Annotated in this window: 16 protein-coding genes; 8 read left to right on the top strand and 8 right to left on the bottom strand. The window is 43.2% G+C overall.

Features of this window, described 5'->3' with window-relative positions; translation table 11 throughout:
• Window positions 1-13: 13 nt before the first annotated feature.
• On the bottom strand, window positions 14-595 hold the full coding sequence (locus ACLBLI_RS13575; protein ID WP_414828128.1) for an acyltransferase: 582 nt from the start codon (window positions 593-595) through the stop codon (window positions 14-16).
• Window positions 592-1,818, bottom strand: coding sequence for a TIGR03087 family PEP-CTERM/XrtA system glycosyltransferase (locus tag ACLBLI_RS13570; RefSeq protein WP_414828127.1), 1,227 nt, complete (start codon window positions 1,816-1,818; stop codon window positions 592-594). Before ACLBLI_RS13570 ends, ACLBLI_RS13575 begins: the two co-directional genes overlap by 4 nt.
• A gap of 163 nt (window positions 1,819-1,981) precedes the next feature.
• Here ACLBLI_RS13570 and ACLBLI_RS13565 point away from each other — a divergent pair, with 163 nt between their 5' ends.
• Genes ACLBLI_RS13565 through ACLBLI_RS13545 form a run of 5 tightly spaced genes read left to right on the top strand, consistent with a single transcriptional unit; the run spans window position 1,982 to window position 6,965 of the window.
• Window positions 1,982-2,965, top strand: a complete 984-nt coding sequence (locus tag ACLBLI_RS13565) for a glycosyltransferase (RefSeq protein WP_414828126.1) — start codon at window positions 1,982-1,984, stop codon at window positions 2,963-2,965.
• Window positions 2,966-2,971: 6 nt separating this feature from the next.
• Window positions 2,972-4,222, top strand: coding sequence for a glycosyltransferase (locus tag ACLBLI_RS13560; RefSeq protein WP_414828125.1), 1,251 nt, complete (start codon window positions 2,972-2,974; stop codon window positions 4,220-4,222).
• Window positions 4,219-5,157 carry a glycosyltransferase gene (locus tag ACLBLI_RS13555; protein WP_414828124.1) on the top strand — a complete coding sequence of 313 codons (939 nt, stop codon included), beginning with the start codon at window positions 4,219-4,221 and terminating at the stop codon, window positions 5,155-5,157. Before ACLBLI_RS13560 ends, ACLBLI_RS13555 begins: the two co-directional genes overlap by 4 nt.
• On the top strand, window positions 5,147-6,049 hold the full coding sequence (locus ACLBLI_RS13550; protein ID WP_414828123.1) for a glycosyltransferase family 2 protein: 903 nt from the start codon (window positions 5,147-5,149) through the stop codon (window positions 6,047-6,049). Before ACLBLI_RS13555 ends, ACLBLI_RS13550 begins: the two co-directional genes overlap by 11 nt.
• Window positions 6,042-6,965 (top strand): glycosyltransferase, encoded by a 924-nt coding sequence (locus tag ACLBLI_RS13545; RefSeq protein WP_414828122.1) that lies wholly within the window; start codon window positions 6,042-6,044, stop codon window positions 6,963-6,965. Before ACLBLI_RS13550 ends, ACLBLI_RS13545 begins: the two co-directional genes overlap by 8 nt.
• 125 nt (window positions 6,966-7,090) lie before the next feature.
• Here the strand turns inward: ACLBLI_RS13545 and ACLBLI_RS13540 are convergent, their stop codons facing one another.
• Window positions 7,091-8,005 (bottom strand): glycosyltransferase, encoded by a 915-nt coding sequence (locus tag ACLBLI_RS13540; RefSeq protein WP_414828121.1) that lies wholly within the window; start codon window positions 8,003-8,005, stop codon window positions 7,091-7,093.
• Window positions 8,006-8,081: 76 nt separating this feature from the next.
• On the opposite strand from ACLBLI_RS13540, the gene ACLBLI_RS13535 reads away from it, so the two are divergent.
• Window positions 8,082-9,239 carry a glycosyltransferase family 4 protein gene (locus ACLBLI_RS13535; RefSeq protein WP_414828120.1) on the top strand — a complete coding sequence of 386 codons (1,158 nt, stop codon included), beginning with the start codon at window positions 8,082-8,084 and terminating at the stop codon, window positions 9,237-9,239.
• Between the two features lie 2 nt (window positions 9,240-9,241).
• On the opposite strand, the gene ACLBLI_RS13530 is transcribed toward ACLBLI_RS13535, so the two are convergent.
• From ACLBLI_RS13530 to ACLBLI_RS13515, 4 genes are all read right to left on the bottom strand, one after another.
• Entirely contained in the window at window positions 9,242-10,036 is a 795-nt protein-coding gene (locus ACLBLI_RS13530) for a sulfotransferase (protein WP_414828119.1), read from the bottom strand.
• Window positions 10,037-10,615, bottom strand: coding sequence for a sulfotransferase family 2 domain-containing protein (locus ACLBLI_RS13525; protein ID WP_414828118.1), 579 nt, complete (start codon window positions 10,613-10,615; stop codon window positions 10,037-10,039).
• Window positions 10,616-10,684: 69 nt separating this feature from the next.
• Window positions 10,685-12,049, bottom strand: coding sequence for an oligosaccharide flippase family protein (locus ACLBLI_RS13520; protein WP_414828117.1), 1,365 nt, complete (start codon window positions 12,047-12,049; stop codon window positions 10,685-10,687).
• A 176-nt stretch (window positions 12,050-12,225) separates the two neighbouring features.
• Window positions 12,226-14,193 (bottom strand): acyltransferase family protein, encoded by a 1,968-nt coding sequence (locus ACLBLI_RS13515; RefSeq protein WP_414828116.1) that lies wholly within the window; start codon window positions 14,191-14,193, stop codon window positions 12,226-12,228.
• Window positions 14,194-14,367: 174 nt separating this feature from the next.
• Here ACLBLI_RS13515 and ACLBLI_RS13510 point away from each other — a divergent pair, with 174 nt between their 5' ends.
• Both ACLBLI_RS13510 and ACLBLI_RS13505 read left to right on the top strand, forming a co-directional pair.
• On the top strand, window positions 14,368-15,921 hold the full coding sequence (locus ACLBLI_RS13510; RefSeq protein ID WP_414828115.1) for a hypothetical protein: 1,554 nt from the start codon (window positions 14,368-14,370) through the stop codon (window positions 15,919-15,921).
• Window positions 15,922-15,961: 40 nt separating this feature from the next.
• The gene (locus tag ACLBLI_RS13505) at window positions 15,962-17,083 is read left to right on the top strand and encodes a glycosyltransferase family 4 protein (protein ID WP_414828114.1); all 1,122 of its coding nucleotides are present in this window, start codon (window positions 15,962-15,964) and stop codon (window positions 17,081-17,083) included.
• A gap of 16 nt (window positions 17,084-17,099) precedes the next feature.
• On the opposite strand, the gene ACLBLI_RS13500 is transcribed toward ACLBLI_RS13505, so the two are convergent.
• Window positions 17,100-18,395 (bottom strand): hypothetical protein, encoded by a 1,296-nt coding sequence (locus tag ACLBLI_RS13500; RefSeq protein WP_414828113.1) that lies wholly within the window; start codon window positions 18,393-18,395, stop codon window positions 17,100-17,102.
• Window positions 18,396-18,614: the final 219 nt, after the last annotated feature.

Genomic DNA, 18,614 nt, shown 5'->3' with positions numbered 1-18,614 from the left:
ATTCCCTCCCGGGTTATTCCCTCATTTTTATCACTTTCGCTGGATTGCCACCCACAATGGCTTTTGCAGGCACGGGGTTAACCACCACAGCGCCAGCGGCGATGACGGCTTGCGCGCCTACATCGGCCATGATAACCGCGTTATTTCCAATCCAGCAGTCTTCCCCAATGGTCACCGGGGTGAAACTGCCACCCTGATCTTTGATTGGTGTGGAGAGGTCAGAAAAGTTGTGCTGGCTTTTGCCGCTAAGTATGTGAACGCCACTGCCCAGCAGACAGTTTTTGCCTATCGAGCAGGCACCAATATTAGATTGAGGGCCGATGTAAACGCCATCCTGTACATGGGTATCTGTTTGACTGAATAGCGTACCAAAACCGATAAAGGCATGTTGTGAGCAGTGCGCTAATGTATAGCGATAAAACGCAGTACGCAGGTAACTACCGCTTTTGCCAGGAAACAGGCTTAAAAACTGCGAAAACGCGCTGATTGTTCCTGCGGTACCACCCATTAATGACAACAAGGCATACGCCAGCAAAAGTGGGCTGGCCGCAACAATAAACAACAGATGAATGAGCGCTTTTACATGTTGCTTCATTCAACCTCTCCGGCATTCAGTTTGTTAATCAGTGGAGCCACTCTGCTTTGCCACGAATAGTGCTGCACAATAAGTTCCCTGGCTGCTGCGCCTATGGCAGCGCTTTTCTCTTTATCACGCGCCATAGCGATTACCGCTTGTGCAAACGATGACGCACTATCTGCGATAATAACGTCCTCATTATTGGTACAGTGGATCCCTTCTGCACCCATGGGTGTCGTTACTACAGGCAGGGCACAGGAAAATGCCTGGAGCACTTTGTTTTGTACGCCCCGTGCAATTTGAAAGGGGGCAACAAACATCGTCGCCTTGTGAAAATAAGGCATGATATCGTCAACAAAGCCTGTCACTTCAATTCCGTTCTTACCATTAAGGTTCTTAATCTCATCAACAGGGTTCATTCCGCCGATAATAAATTCGGCATTGGGAAGTGCCTCTTTCACGACAGGCCATACATCGCGTATAAACCAGCGAACGGCATCAACGTTAGGCTTGTAATCCATAACGCCGGTAAACAGTAATATCGGAAGTGAATAGTCCTTTTCTTCAGATGCCGGGGTAAAGGTATCTGAGTCGAGGCCGTTGCCCATGACTTTTAGCTTTTCACTGGACATCACGGTGCGGTTGAAAACATCCACTTCAGCCTCTGCTATCAGGTAGGCTTCGTTACAAAGAGTAATACAGTCTTTCTCCAGCTTTGCAACATAAGACGCTTCGCGTTGATATAAATAACGCATAGGCCCTTTGCTGTGCTGCGCATACTGTCTCCATTTGTCTGAATCCACATCCATAAAATCAACCAGTAACGTCGGTAACTTATCTGTACCTTTGAGCTTGTTATTTATGCATTCTAAATAAGGTAGCAGGCTGGATGCGGTGATGAGTACGGCATCGTATTGATAGTCATCCAGGTGCTGATGCAGCCATTTCTTTAAATGTGCAGATGAAAACTGTTGCTCGGACAGGGAGGTACCGCGAAAAAAGGCACTGGCTAACCGTAATGGACGGGGAAGTGAAAAATGATGTGTGTAGACATTGCAGTTGAGAGCCTCAGATAATGCTTTCCCGTAGTTATCATCTTCAGATGACTCAGATAAAAAGGCAATCGTTACCTCAAAACCTTTATTTCTTAAGGTTTCAATTTGGTGAAAAGTACGTATTTTCTCCCCTTTATTGGCTGGAAAAGGGACCCGCTGACTAATAAAAAGAATACGTTTTTTCAAAACTCACTCAAAATCCATCTTAAAACCATCATATTACCTGTAATGGTATTATCTTAGAAGAGGAAGAAGCTTGTGTTTTTCCAACAAATTAGGCTTGCCGTTGCTGGTTTAGATCTGTCAAACTGCCTTACTAAAGAATTGTACTAAACCGCATTGGAGAGGGATGGCCGTGAAACTAATTGTGCAGATTCCGTGTTACAACGAAGAAAATACCCTTCCTGAAACCGTTCGCGATATTCCCAGAGAAATCGAAGGCGTTGATGTTGTTGAGGTAATGATCATTGATGACGGGTCTTCAGACAGAACAGTGGAAGTTGCCCGTGAGTTAGGCGTCGACCATATTGTCAGAAACAAAAACAACCGTGGCCTGGCAAGAACCTTCAGAAAAGGCATTGATGAGTGCCTGAAACTGGGCGCCGATATCATCGTTAACACCGATGGCGATAATCAGTATGCAGGCTGGGATATCCCTAAACTCATCAAGCCGGTGGTTGAAGGGACTGCAGATGTGGTGGTAGGGGACAGAAATACACAAGGCATAGGGCATTTCTCCCCGCTTAAAAAGCTGTTACAGCGCGTAGGCAGTTACGTAGTTAAGAAAGTATCTGGTGTAGAAGTACCAGACGCAGTAAGTGGTTTTCGGGCATACAGTCGTGAAGCGGCCTTGCAGTTGAATATTATCAGCCCATTCAGCTACACCATTGAGGCCTTAATTCAGTCCGGAAAAAAACACATGGCTGTGACCCATGTACCGGTAGAAACCAACGCGAAAACCCGTGAGTCGCGACTTTTTACCAGCATTCCCAAGTTCATTGAACGCCAGGTAACCACGATCGTTCGCATGTATACCATGTACCAGCCTCTTAAGGTATTTGTGATGCTGGGGGGTATTATTACGCTTATCGGCCTGATTCCTATCGTGCGCTTTCTGATTTACTACATGATGGGGGAGGGCGATGGCCACATTCAGTCACTGATTCTGGGTGGTGTTCTTGCATTGCTGGGGGCGATTACCTTCCTGATTGCGATTATCGCTGATCTGATAAACTTTAACAGGCAACTAATCGAACAGACGCTGGAGAAGGTTAGACGGATGGAGCTGGAGCTCCTTGATTACAAAAAGAAGCAAGGTGCAGACAAGGAGTAGTTTTACGTGGCGAACATCTTGCTTTGTGCCTCAACGTTCCCCAGGCACGCTGACGATCCTATGGTGGATTTTATCTGGCAACAAGCCAGATATTTTAAGTCTTGTTACAGCGACTTAAATATTCATGTGCTGGTGCCTCATGATACCAACACGAAAAGTTATGAGAACTGGGAAGGTGTGCATATCCACCGTTACCGGTATTTCTGGCCCGCGAAGTTTCAGACACTGGTTTACCCGGCGATATGGCCAAATATCAAAGAAAACAAAGCCAGAGTATTGCTGGTTCCTTTTTTGTTGCTCGGTCTTTTTTTCGCAGCATATAAACTGGCAAAAAAAGAAAAGATAGACTTAATTTATTCCCATTGGTTTATGCCGCAGGGGCTGGTATGTGCTGCTGTTGCAAAGCTGCGCCGCATCCCCCACGTTCTGACCTCTCACGCCGCAGATATTATTATTATGCGTAAGATCCCCCTTATCGGCCCGTTATTAGTTAAAAAAGTTCTGCCTAGTTTTAAAGCGGTGTCGTTCGCCGGTAGCCGTGGACGTGGCCAGGCAATGGACTTCTTCGACGATGATGCAGACAAAGCCGAATTCGCTGAAAAATCGGCTGTGCTGCCCATGGGCGTCGATTTTGCCAAGCCCGTTGTGTTGGTTCATGCACAAAAAGAAGAAAACACACTTCACCTGCTGTTTGTGGGCCGTCTTGCTGAAAAAAAAGGCGTAAAGTACCTCCTTGAGGCAGTGAAAGGCGCGCACCAACAGGGGCTTACCGTGTATCTTGATATACTGGGTGACGGACCGCTTGAAGCCGAGTTGAAGAAACTGAGTGAAACGCTTGAGCTTAATAACGTCGTTACTTTTCATGGCTTTGTTCAGGGCTCGGATAAGTTCAAATATATCGAACATTGTGACCTCTTTGTTGTGCCCTCAATTGTTACCGACGACGGCGATGCGGAAGGTCTGCCTGTAAGCCTTTTAGAGGCTATGGCGGCAGGCGCGTTGTGCTGTGCGACGGATGAGTCTGGCGCGCCGGATATTCTGGATGGCAACGATACGGCATTTTTGGTTGAAGCCAAAAGTTCCGACGCGTTGCTACAAGTGATGCAGACCGTGAATAATATGAGTGAAGAAGAGCGTAAGCGAATGGCTGAGCGCGCGCGGGAGCTGGGTAATTCGTTCTTATGGGAAAATGTTATTCATCGACATTATGATTACTTGCTTAAGGATTATATTCCTCAGGTAGGAAGCGTGAAATGAAGCCAGAAATCTCTGTCGTTATGGCCTGTTACAATGAACCGGTAGCATGGCTTACTGAGGCGATTCACTCCATCCTTAACCAGACATTTAAAGAGCTGGAATTACTTGTGGTGGTGGATAACCCTAATCATCAGGATGCCATTACCCGGGTCACTGAGATGGCAGAGTCTGACAACAGACTTCGCGTGCTGGTGAATGAAAAGAATATGGGATTGCCAAGATCCTTGAATCGCGGCTTTAGCGAAGCAAAAGGGGCGCTATTTGCGCGTATGGATGCGGATGATATTGCGGATAAAGACCGGTTTTTACGTCAGGCAGACTACTTAACGCAAAATCCCGAAATCGACCTTATCGGTACCGCCATTGAGAATATTGATGCACGCGGGGAGCATGTAGGTATAAAAACCTTTCTCACCTCGCCCGAAGCAATTGAAAAAGCCATTAAATACCGCTCTGTTGCCTGTCATCCAACCTGGTTGATGCGCAGACATGTGTACGAGTCGATTAACGGCTATCGCTACTTCCCCTCAAGTGAAGACTATGACTTCCTGTACCGGGTGCTGGATGCGGGATTCCGTATTGCCAACCTGGAGGCGGTATTGCTTAAGTACCGGTTACATGACAACAGCATGACCAGCGCGTTATCCGCGTTTCAGTATCAGGTAAAAGGCTATATTCAAACATTACATCGCCAACGTGTACAGACAGGAGAGGATAACTACTCACCTGAGGTGGCGTTAAATCTCAAAAAAGAGACAGCAACCAATGCGAAATCTTCTTATCTGGTAACAAAAGCCAGAGAAGCGGAAGAAGGCAGAAAGATGGTGCGCTTAGCATTCTGGGGTAGCCTGGCCGTTCTTTTCAGTGGTTCCGGGATGGCCAGAGTAAAAAGCTTTTTGGGCTTCAGATATGTGAAATGGCGTTATGAACGATAAGCGCAAACCTCCCAAAATAAGCGTGGTTATTCCGTGTCACAATGCTGAAGGTACCATTGAGCGGGTGTTGCATGCGGTACTCACGCAACGCGTTGCATGCCATGAGGTAATTGTTGTAGACAATAACAGTCAGAGTGATGACACCACACGCGCCAAAGTAGAAGCTCTGAACGATTCTCGGGTTCATTACCTTGCGCCGGAACAGTGTGCTAATGGTAATGTTGCCAGGAACATTGGCAGTCAGGAAGCGACCGGCGACTACATCGCGTATTGTGACAGTGACGATATATGGGACGAAGACCATATCGCACGCCGGGTTGAGTTGCTTAAGCAGTTGCCTGAGGAGTGCGCGATATACAGCGGCGCAAAAATTCAGAATAACGAAAAAGTGAAAACCGATGCCAGCAGGGCGATAGCCAGCGATGAATCTCCGGTTGAGTTTTTGATTGGAAGTAATAAGGCATTAGCGCAAACATCTTCTTATCTGGTAGCGAAGCCGGTTTGGGAGCGATGTAAATGGGATGAAAAACTCAAACGCCATCAGGATTATGAGTTTTTTATCGCGGTACAGCGCTACGTTGGCTGGACGTATCTGGACACGCCCACTTATACCATTTTCTGGCATGGCAACGAGGTGAGAAATCACAGTTTTGAGTCGTACTGGCAGTTCTATTTGCGGTACAAACAGGAGCTTAGTGAAAGCGGCAGAGCCAGATATTTATTTACCCGCTGGAAAGAAGCACTGTTGTTTGAGGATGGGGATACCTACAAACACTATTTCCGCGCTGAACTTGCGTCAGTGAGTTCGTGTCTTCCGTTTTCAAAGCGCGTGTTATTTTCTTTCCCCTTGCTATTAACACTGTTGTGGCCAATAGCGAGAAATTATGCCTGATAATGAAAACATGCTGCCATCGATAACCGTTATTATCCCCGTGTATAACGACACGGCGCGACTTCAGTTGTGTCTTAATGCCCTGACTAAGCAGACATACCCCTCAGAAAAAATCGACATTCTGGTTGTTGATAATAATTCTGCTGTTTCCTGCGAAGAGGTTGTGGCAAAGATACCAAATGCCACTTATCTGTTTGAAAAGGACGCTGGCTCTTATGCAGCCAGAAATAAAGCGCTTGCGTATGATAGCCTTGCTGATGTTGTGGCATTCACCGATTCAGACTGCATTCCCGACTCAGACTGGTTAAGCCAGGCGGTTGCAGTGTTAATGCGGTCTACCACCATTGGTGCTGTGGGAGGCCGGGTGGACGTATTCGCGGCGAACAGTTCAGCATCGTTGCCGGAGCTTTACGACATCGTTACCGGGTTCGACCAGAAAGGCTATATTCAAAAAGAGCACTTTTCTGTTACCGCCAATCTGGTGACCAGAAAAGACGTACTGAATGCGGTAGGGCAGTTTAACGCTGCCCTGAAATCCAGTGGTGATAAAGACTGGTGCCAGCGCATGGTGAAAAGTGGATATGATTTGGTGTATTGCGACTCGGCAGTGGTGAATCATCCGGCAAGAGACTCGGTAAAGAGTATTAAAACCAAATTGAGACGCTTATATGGCGGCTTTTACCATAACCATAAATACGTGAAAAAAGATAAGTTATTTACGCCAGCAGGGCTACTTGAAGCGTTGATGCCACCGGTGAATTACATCAGAAAGATGCGCAGTATGTCTGCGCGTTTGAGCTTATCAACAGGTAAACAGATACAACTGGCTTGTTTCTTTTATACGATGAAACTATATACGCTGGGCTATCGGGTTAGGCTGATGACAGGGCTGGCGGGTAAAGTGGAAAGGCTTTAGATTATATCCAGCCAAGCAATAATAATGGATGTGTTTTTTTCTTCTGGCTCCACAACCCAAAGTAACTCATGTGTTTAATAAAGCAAGAATGTTAAAAGAAGAAATTGGCCTGCTTAGTGGTGTAATCACCGTCTTTCAGCAGCCTTAACTAGCCCGAATCTGCATTTAAGAATCTCAAACTGAGAGTATATTTTGCCTATATATAGGATCAGGCAAGCTTCTATTTTGTGAATAGTTTTCGTTTGACACTCTAGCCGGAAAATCTCCTGAAAACGCTTGATAGGTGGTAGCAGTCCTGAAATGAACCCTTTAAAACCAAGTGGTAAATCATGATTTATACTCTTGTGTCTTTTTCCCCAGGCTCCGTGAGCTAAGCGCCTTCTTCTCGTGAAATACTCGCTTGAGGTACTTCTGGCAGGATGGTTTACTATAACTTCTTCACAAAACTCAAGCACACCACAATTATTTTGAAGCCTGTTACACCACTCCCGGTCACCACCGGACATCATTGAGCCATCAAAAATACCTGCTTTCTCAAATGCACTTCGGCGCACAATTAGGTTGGCAGTTGGGCAATATCTCTGTGCTCTATAACTCTCAAATTCAAAGCTATAAAGCATGTCTAATATTTCAACTGGCTGGATGTTATTTTCGTCTTTTGGAAATAGCTTAATTAAACCGCCTACTGCGTCAACATTATTAACTTCAAGATAATTAATACTGTTTTTCAACCAGTTCTTATCTGGAACGCAATCGCTGTCAGTAAAAGCAACGTAGTCTGTATTAATCACTTCAAGGGCTTTGTTGCGAGCATTATAAGAGCCGGGTTTTAACTCGGTTAACACTTCCACGTTAGCAAAACGGTTTTGCAGATTTTCAGGCGGAGTGTCAGAGCCATTATCTACCGCTATGATCTGAAAAGCTTCTTTACCAATACTTTGTTGCTGTAGCGCTTCAACGCATTGTTCTAGCCTGATATTATCGTTGTAAGATGGAATAACAACGGTCACGCTATAAGGGTTACTGCCAATTTCTTTCATAATTCTCAGCGAAATAAAGTGATTATAATTTGTAGTTAGCCGCTTTGCCTGCCACTAATTTTTACCCGGAGTTAACGTGAACGTAATTCACCATACAGTACAGTTTTGTCCGCCCTCGCAAACCTTCGTTGAGAATGTTGTTGATGGGGTAGCGAAGAAAGTAGACAACATTTGCTTACTGACACATAAACTGTTCTCTTCAACTCCGCACACTATACATGACATTTCTTTTGCAAATAATGGCTTAAACGAAAAAATTCGTCAGGAATATTATAAATTACGAGGGTATTGTCACAATACCGATTTTGCTAAAGCCAGGACAATCGTTAGTCAGTTTCAACCTGATTTGGTTCATTGCCACTTTGGTACCTCTGCGTATTTTGAATACTTTTTACAAAAGTACACGACAAACACAGTGCCAATGCTTATTTCATTGCACGGATATGATGTGTTCCTGATGGATGAACTGTATCCTGACTACAGAAAGGTAATTAGCACGCTATCGCAAAGAAGTGACGTGCTTTTTACTACTCCCAGTAAGTTTTTGAAGGATAAGTTTCGCACGAGTGTGGATATTAGTGACGACAAGATCATTGTGATACCCAACAGCTTTGACGGTTCATACTTCAAGGATGCCTTTGTGCCGTTTAATGATGGTGATCTATTACGCATCAGCAATGTTGGACGATTCGTTGACTGGAAATCACAGCATTATCTAATTCGCGCTGCTGAGCAATTGAAGCAGTCCGGCTTTACGAATTTCCTGATTGATTTTGTGGGTACAGGAACGGAACTTGATAACTGTAAAGCGCTTGCTCAAGAGTTAGCTGTAGAGGATTTTTGCGTGTTTTGGGGAGCAGTGCCCCATGAAAAGGTGGCAGAGATAGTAGGTCGCTCTCATATGTATGTTCATACTGCGACCTCTAATGATAAAGGACAAACCGAGACATTTGGCGTCGCCATTTTAGAGGCGATAGCTATGTTAAAGCCTGTTATCTATTTTGATTTTGGCGGTATCAAGGAAATTTTTGGTGGAAAGGATTTTGCCTATTACGAAGCTGCTGACTGTGACGCTCTCGATCTTGCGTCAAAAATAATTAAGTTTTCAAAGAAAATAGGGACTGAGAGCAGTGGTGAGATGAAGTTAGAATCATCACTTATACTTAATAGACTTTCGAGTGAAAAAAATATTAACGAAATCGTAACGTCTTACGACTCACTAGTGAAAAAATAACCTCATTCTAATTTGCATATACGTAAAGAGTTTTTACAAATTTTTGCGATGTCGTCATAGTTTTCTTGTCCAAAAAAGTCTTTTATTTCAATATTATTGTTGCCGGGTGGTTGAAAATTTTTCTCTAAGTGGGAAGTGATATCTTTCTTTTTTTCGAATCCTAAGCGCAATGCAAGATTTTCGATCGATTTTAATTTTTCTCTCTTGAAATCTTCATAACTTACATGATGTATTTTATCTTTATTTTCTAAATAGTATTTTGTAGAGGCTTCTATTCTCTCAGCAAGCCTGCTTATTATACTCAAGCCATCTTGCTTAGGATGCTTTCCATTTAGCATATAAAGCCAATTTTCTGTGGGCATATAAATTTCATCTTTGCTAACAGTATCTTTTTTAGAATTGCCATCTAGCTTTAATCGATTAAAAATAGATCTAATTATCTGATGTGGATCTCTACTTATGAACACAAAGTGTGCGTAAGGATATATCCTTTCAGTTAAAGGGAAGTTCAAGATGAAATCTGGATCTTTGACTGAATTTTTATAAAATAGTTTTTTATTATTATTTAGAAAAACATTGAATTCATCTTCATTATTCAAGAAGCTATCTAAAGTTAAACTTGTTGAAGGAGAGGATTTAAAAATTGGGTCGCTGGAGTAGCTCAAACCAACATATTCGGAAAATAAGGCGGAAATTGCTGTGGTTCCGGACTTTTGATGACCAAGGAAGACAACTTTGGTATTTTTTTCTTTTAGTAAATAGGCAAGAATATTCTGCGGTGTTCTTCTTGAAATCATTTATCTTAACTCCGGATAAAAATAATCGTAATCTCTCGAATAAATTTCTTTTATTTTGTTTTTTGTATCTATTTCTATCGAGGATTTTTCTTTAATTGAGGGGTTTATTAAAGGTAAATCTTTGTCTATTCCAAGCTCATTGCAAACCTCTAAAAATCCGGCTTTAATATTCTCATACCTAAATATATTTTGTACCAATAACTTTCCCTCAATGTTGCAAACAAAATGATATTGAGGAAAAAGTAGTTTGTTGCAAAAGATGTTGTCGTAACTAATAAAGCCATCTACAAACTCATCGAAATTGGAATATTCATTATTAATGATGCTGGAAAGTTCGATATTAGTAGTCTTATTTCCACCACTTGAAAGATATCGGTATACAGACTGAATTCTGTCTACAGGCTCTCTTACAAAGCAAAACTTGTAGCTAGCTTCAAAAGTTTTTTTATCTGCTTTTATAAAGTCGAGCGCAGTGCAATGATCTCTCTGTACAAACCTGTCACTACCATCTAATGCGCTGAGTATACTTGTTCCCGCTGCCTTTGGGATATGAATGAATATACAGTTGTGCTTGGTCATATATTTTCTATAGGGATACATGTCAAGATGTTTTATCGCAAGTTTTTTTAAACTGTATCTAAGATTCATTTATGCGCCTTTCAATCTGTTGATTGCTTCTCTTACGGTGTCATTTATTTTATAAGTCAGTAATAGCGAAACGGCAGATGATGTTCCTACAATAAGTAATATTATAATTGTGGATATATATGAAATGTCAAAATAGAAACTGGGTATTCTGATAAATAAAGAAGACAGAACGAAAGGAAAAGTGGTAATAAAAAATATCCAAGCAAGCTTGCTAAATTGGATTTCTATAATCTTATTGGTAATGGTCCGATTCGAAAGATAGAAAAGTGCTAATTGAAAAGCGATTAGGCTAGCGCAAAGTAAGTATATTCCATATAGAGAAGATATATACATGACTATCGCGCTTACTGGTAACGTCCAAAGATTCCAGTAAAAAGTCAGGTGTGTGTGGCCTGTTGTCTGCACTAACGTTCCCATAGTCGTAGGGCCAACGATTCTGATCAGCCAGAAAACAGAAAGCAATGCAAGAATGAGGTGATATGGAGCATATTTCTCACCAAAAAAGAGTAGCGTTATCTCATTCGAAAATATGATGAGTGGTGTGTATATGAAACTCATCACGAAACAAAAGACAAGAAACGTGTCGTAATACAGTTGTTGGAGTTGAGAAGCGCCTTGCTGAACCTCGCTCATAAGCGGCATGGTAATTCGCCTTACAATGGGTTGTAACGATTGCCCAGGCCGAGCAGCCAGTTGTCGCAGTACATGGTATATGCCCAACTCGGAAGTATTAAGCGTGCTTGCCAATACGATGATATCTATTTGTCGCCTCAGCAGATTCAGAAACTGGCTACCAACGTTATATATTCCATATCGCCATGCTCGCTTTGCCTCTATAAAATCAAATTCAGGTTTTAATTTGCTGCTGGTGCTGAAACTGAACATCAGCAATAGCATTTTGCTGAGTGAGTGCGTGATAGAAGCAATTACCAAGCATAGTAGCTGTAATTCAATGGTGAGCATTGCAACACCAAATGCGATACATCTTGCTGCTATTTCTATCTTTGCCAGAGCCGTATGCTCAAAGTTAACCACGGCAATGGATTCATACTGTGCTGAGACCGCATGAATAAGCAGCAATACCGATAATACCTCTAGGTAGTCTGTTAGGTACTCATAAGAGAATAACGCCAATATAAAAGGAGATGCCATTTTCGCGATAAGAAAAGTCAGAACACCTGTTGCCAAAGCTATGAAAAAAACCGTGCTTCGGCCTTTATCGCTGATGTTTTTTCTATGGATCAGGTAGGTTGAGATACCACCTAGCGAAATGGCGGAAAATACTTCGATTGATAAGTTTAAGACTGCATATTCACCGAAGGTACTGGTTTCAAAAAAACGAGTGAGAATGGATAACTGCAGCATGGTAAGTACAACATTACAGAGCGTTGCACTAGTGGTCCATTTAGCTGACTTTATGACTCTTGACATTGTTAATACAAACCAATTGTGTAAGTGGAACCTAAATCGAAGATTTTTCAGGTTTTAAAATGGTTTTATTGCCCTAACTTCATATTTTTAGAGTTGTGGAACACATGTAGCTACTCTAAGCTCTTCACTAGTTCTGACTCTAAATTTGATGAAAGCCGGCGTGTAAATTCGTAACTAAGGTGGTGGCTGTCTGAATATCTTATTGTATTGTTTTTAAAAGAAGGGCATATACCATTTTCGCAGTAATGACCAGTAAAGTCGAGAAGGTGAAAATTGCTTTGCGAAGAAGTTGCGTCTTTTACGGCATTATAAACATTTGTAGCGAAGTCGACTTCCTCGGTCTTAAAGCTACACATTTTATCATCCAGAGTGGGATTAAAGCGTAATTCTCTGGATAAGCACTGCAGAGCATCACCTGGCATTTTGGGGTTGTCTCTTAAGTAGATTATTTCTGATTTTAGCGACTCTAGCCTCTCAAAAAGAGCTTCGAAGCCTGCTCGCCAGTCTTCATAAGTAGCATCAGCTTTTTCACCTTCTTTTACTACTGAATATCCACCAAAATGTGTTATCAGCAGTATATCGGGCTGTTCCTCTAGTATTTTTTTTATCGCTAAGTCGCGCCACGTTTTACACTCAAAGTACTCCCGACCCAAAAAACTTAAATAGGTGTCGATATATACAGGAGAACAACCCGATTTCAGGATAGGCAATAATTTCCACTGATTTTGAATCGAGAGGTGAGATAGTTCGGCAACCCATTGTTCTGCTTTCGAGTCTCCAAAAACCACGATAGTATTTTTTCCGTTATGATCGCCTTTTATGCAGCCTGTGACCTCAATTTCCTGGATACTGGCCTTACAATCTGGAGAGTCCGCACTAGCAATTTTAACAAGTGAAATGGCTCTCTGACCATTTGAAGTTAGAAGGTATTTTGAATAAAAATATCCAGAAAATGATACCGCTGAACCAGTCAATATAATTGCGCACCCAAAGGCAATAGCTCTTTTGTTACTATCGAGAAAGCGGCGTCTTCTGAAGGTTTCTTCAATACAATAGAAGGATAAAACAGAAAGTAGGGTCATTGCGCACAGTGCAAGAACTAGCTCAGAGTTTGAAATAATCCCATCATCTATCTTGAAGTATACGAACGTCGGCCAGTGCCAAAGATATAAGGAAAACGATATCGTTCCGATGAACACCATCGCTTTAGAAGCTAAGATACGATATATGAAGCTGCTTTTTGAGTATTCTCCAGACCAAATGAGTAAGCACGCGCCCAAAGTGGGTGGAATTGCCCACATAGCATTGTTGTTGAATTCCGGACCAATATAGAGTGAGGTGACCAATATCATCATTAGCCCAAGGCAACCGATAATCCCTGCTACTTTTCTATTGACTTGACCAAACGTGAATAAGTGTACCAATGCACCTAATCCAAACTGCCATGCTCTTGTGTGCGGTCCGAAGAAGGTCTGAGGCAAATTCTGTCCAAATTGATAAAGGAAAAAACCAAGTGAAAAGATAGATACAGCCAGTAGTGTCCATTTCAAATATTCTCTTGGAAAATACCTCACGGACAACATAATTATCAGCGGCCATATTAGGTAAAACTGTTCTTCTACACCCAGGGACCAAGTATGCAAAAGCGGATTAGCGTGGTTGCTGCTTCCAAAATAGCTTGTCGCCTCATTGATAAACCAAATGTTGCTGGAAAACAGTGTTGAAAATAACGCTGTTTTACTAATTTCCTTGATTTCTAAGGGTGATAGTATGAATGAGAAAAAGAGGACGGTAGCGGCTGTAACTACTAGCGAAAGTGGAAGAATTCGCTTTATCCTTCGGGCATAGAAGTTTGTAAAGCTGATACTATGCTTACTGTCTATTTCTTTGATGAGTAATCCAGAAATCAGATAGCCAGAAATGACGAAGAAGACGTCAACTCCTACATATCCACCAGAGAATGCAGCGATATCTGCATGAAATAACACCACGAGAAGAACGGCAACAGCTCGAAGGCCTTGTATGTCGTATCGAAATGCATTCATCTGACTAATTCCCTTATGTAATAACTGCATCATCCACGGAATGCATTCTTTATGTTGGTAAAGCTAAAGGCTTAGTTCATCTTGATATTTTAAAGATAATAGCTGAACATGCGTAACTGCGTAGTTATCATATCTATACGCACATGCTTTACGCAAGGAAATATAAGTCTTCAATGTAAGGCTATCGGCTAATATCAAGGAGTACAGATGTACCGCTATTCTCAAAATGCGCTCACCGGCAGCGCCCGGTATGTGTTTCCTCTTTTCCTCGCATTTTTACTTGTGGGCCTGAGTACAAACTGGACATTTAACCTGTTCGCGCCGCAGTTTCTCTGGAAAGCCTATAATTACTACTTTTTATCTATAATCGATGGGCACCTGGATATTCCGGTTGAGGCAATAGGTCGGGAAGGTGGCTATTTCGATGGCAAGGCGTACATGTACTACGGGCTGCTACCGGCATTAGCGCGTGTGGTGTTATATCCCTTTGTCGATCTCACGCAAACACCTACGTCACTGTTTTGCATTATGCTATTTACGCTGATTGGCTTGAGCGTGTTGCAGAGAGAGCTGAACAGGGCGTTATTACCTGCTGATGCGCCGCTGTTCAGTCAAACCGGAATGGTATGGGGGCTGGTAACCACCGTTAGCTGGGTGGGCTCTGCCACATTTATGATTTCCCAGGGGGGAACCATTTATCATGAACCCTATGCAGCATCATTGTGTTTATTTAATATCTTTATGGCTATGCTCATTAAAGATGGCTTTTTTCAAACAAATACACACCGCAGCAGTCCCCTGATATATGCGGTGTTAGCGGCGCTGGCAATTCACACCAGAATGCCGATGGCACTGGCGCTGTACTTCGCTACTGGCCTGATTATGCTGGTGATGACATACAGATCGCTAAGTAGTGCCAAACCCGCGTTCTACGTGCTGCCTTTTCAGGCTATTAAACACTATTACGGTTCGCTGATTATTTTGCTGGTTGGTGGCCTGTCAATATTCCTGTTGAACTATGCAAAATACGGCGACCCGATGTCCTTTATGGGCGGGAATTACGGATACTCGTTCCTGGAAGGTTTTAGTGATCGCAAATGCAGATTGGTTCCAAGCAGCGAATATAAGCGCTTTTTAAGAATTATCGCCAACAGCTACATTTATCTGACAGGAGATTGGGAACGTCACTGGAGCCTTACCTGGCATCTGAAAACAGGATACGGAAGGTGGGAGCTACCGTTAACGCCACTGGGCGTTTTATGGGCACTGCCGGTGCTGAGTTTTGCTGCTGCAGTGGTAGTCCTTCTGAAAAAAGTTACCAGCAGAACTCACGCGGTGACGTTACTGGGATTATTTTTTGTCTCGCTGGGGGCACTGTACCAGTTGTCCTACCCAACCATCACGCATCGCTACACCGCGGAATTATGGGCACCCTTTTTCTGCGCGCTGCTATGGCTGGCTTATGTTTACAGGAATCACAAGCTATCTAAAGGCGTGACCGGCGTTGCTATTGTCGCTGGTCTAATCGGGATAGGGTATCAATTACACCTTGCAACATCCGACAAATACTACCTGGAAAACGGACCAATTTATAAGCACGATAATTATCATTATTCCGACGAGGATCATGCGTTCTTGTCGCAGTTGACAGAAGAAGCCATCGCGGAACACAAAGCGCAGGAAAAATTGTTGAAAAAAGAAGCCTGCAAAAAACTGGCAGAAGAAATTGGTATTGACCACCTACTGAAAAAGAAAAACTAGTTAAGCGAGTTGTGACATTATACTTTTAGAAAAAGGGCAGGTGACAGGCCATAAGACTTATCGTGTAGGGGTTACAGAGCTACATGGTGCCTATGACGAAATTCGTCAGAATCCGCCACAGGGGTTCGAGTATACAGAAATGCGATGTAACGGGCCTCAGTACTCCTGGATGCGCAGCCCTATAGAGGGATACTTCGATAACTTCGTCGACGACAACGTGGATATCGTTGAGTCGGTAATAAGCCCTGTAGTAACAAAGAAGCCCTGGTTTTTTTCTCTGGCAGTATTTCAGGAGGCGCTCGCGTTTAGTTGTCTTGGCTTTCCCATTCCGAAGCCAATGCGAACTGCGTTTATTAACCGCCTAATTTCAAAAGATAATTGTCATTCGTTATTATTTTGGAGTCAGGCTGGTCTGAATACCGCTAAGTCGTACGGTGGAATTAAATCTTCCCGCGTACTGGACAAAATGCGGGTAGTTTATCCCGCAGTTCGAAAGGTAGAACTGGAACGCAAAAATGGCGAGGATGGTAAATTCCGAATGCTATTTAGTGGTGACTTCTTCCGCAAAGGGGGAATGAATGTCGTCGATGCCTTTACTGAGCTTGCGAAATCCTATCCTCATATCGAACTTGTTGTATGTTGCGACACGAAAATCGATTTTAACGGCGTTACCGATACGCTTAAAAATTCGTACCTTTCTGTACTCGAATCGCATAGTCAGATTCGGTTCTTAGGTCGTATCCCAAGAGACCAATTGCTAAAAGACATCATGCCTGTCATTGATGTTTATTTACTGCCAACCTACAACGAAGCTTTTGGTTTTGCTGTTCTTGAGGCGATGGCATACGGTATTCCGGTAATTGCTACTAATGTCATGGCTTTACCTGAGTTAATATCTGATGGCGATACAGGCCTGTTAATCGACGTTAGCGATTACGACATCGAGCGTTTATTTAAAGGGTATGTGGTGTATAAACTTCCCACTGAATTTGTGGATACTGTAACGCGTCAGCTGACAGCTTACCTTGTTTCATTAATCGAAGATGAGCATGGCAGAACCGCAATGGGACAGTCCGCGCAGGCGCGTGCGCGAACCCACTTTTCTACAGATGCCCGTAATAAGATAATGAGCAAACTATACCAAGATGCGCTTGAAGGGTAGCACAGAGCAGCCTGTGCTACGTATTAGGTTTGTCTTTGGGGGATAACTCGCCTTTATCCATCAAAAGATCGTACACCACCATGACGGGGGCGGTTTCGAATTCGCTTTGTGAGTAGTCTACCTTCTCAATTAACATCCATAGTTTATTGTTAACGTAGTCAAAATCCGCGCCAATGACTTTCTTAAGTTTGCCATTGTGAGGCTGAAAGGGAACGTCCAGCTTGCCCGCCTTTACCGGCTGTATGGCACTTGGGAAGCGCTCTTTATTTTGTACAGCCAGCAGGTCTTCAACGGCAAATATCCAGTAGTAGTTATAGTAGTCTTTAGCATCATACGCACAAGGCCCACCGCACCGTTTACCGTTCTCTGGCTTGATTTTGTAGCCAATAGAGGACTGATGGCCTCCTGAGTTACCTACCAACACATAATATTTCCCGCTGGGCTCAATAAAACCATAGGCGGCATAGGAAACCTCAGTCCACACATCATTTTTTTTGCTCTCGTTATACTGGTCAGGATGAATAGGGGTTTTAATCGAAAAATTCATTAACGCGTGGGCGGGGATAACGCCATTTTTATCATCCAAACCGGCGAATCCATCGATATTGGAGATAAAAGCGCTGGGGCCAATACTGAATCTTGAGTTTATGGCGTAGTTATTGGCGTATCCCAACAGATAGGTACCTGGAAGTTTATCTGCAACCGAGTCAGGTATTTCGCTGATCCAGCCGGCTCCGTGAGCCCGGCCCTGTAACCTGAAAAAACCATCCACTTGCGATGATTTTAGGTTTTCAGGGTTTCTGACAATAAAGGTGGTATCAGAGTTATCACCAGGGGCATCATAATACTCAACGGCGTTCACAAAAAGTTCGCCTTCAATGATATCCATCCCGGTTATTCTATCCAGCTTCTGCGGGTTCTTGATACGTCGCCCGTTCTTAAGAATGTTTACGAAAGGCTGCTTCACTATGGCAAAGGGTAACTTTGGCGCGCTGCGGGTTTTTTCCAGCTCAGGGGCGGAGAATTCAGCTATGGCCTGATGCTGCGCATGTCCGACAATATAAAAGTCTTTACCGTTTGGCAAAACGGTAAACGGGCCGTTTGCATATGCCATTCGTGAGTCGCCGGTGGTTTCTGTACTGAACCTGAAAGCACCCTGATAGGTAAACTCCACACCGTCGATAAGTTTTATATGCTGATACTTAGGGTCTTTTGCCTGTGTAGTGAATGTAAACAACAGACTCAACATTAAGCACGTCTGAGTTAATACCTGTCGGTAGCGGCTTTTAAACCCCGTCTTGCTGCTGAGCATGATTTTTATGTCCTTTATTTTCCTTTGTTTAAAGATTATCACGATAAGAACGACGATACATCTGCCTGTGAAGCAAAGAATTATTCCGGTAACTTATAGAGGTTTGTACATATCATCTGTATATTAACGCAGGCTAAAGAAAATATGGAAAACCAATGGTTTCTCCAGGCGCGAAACCAGATGTTGAAGGTGGTGACACAATACTCTTCAGCCAGGCGC

Source organism: Alteromonas sp. H39 (assembly GCF_047556435.1).
GTDB lineage: Bacteria > Pseudomonadota > Gammaproteobacteria > Enterobacterales > Alteromonadaceae > Alteromonas.
The sequence above is the reverse complement of the archived record's forward strand: the minus strand, read 5'-3'. Positions and strand labels throughout refer to the sequence as shown.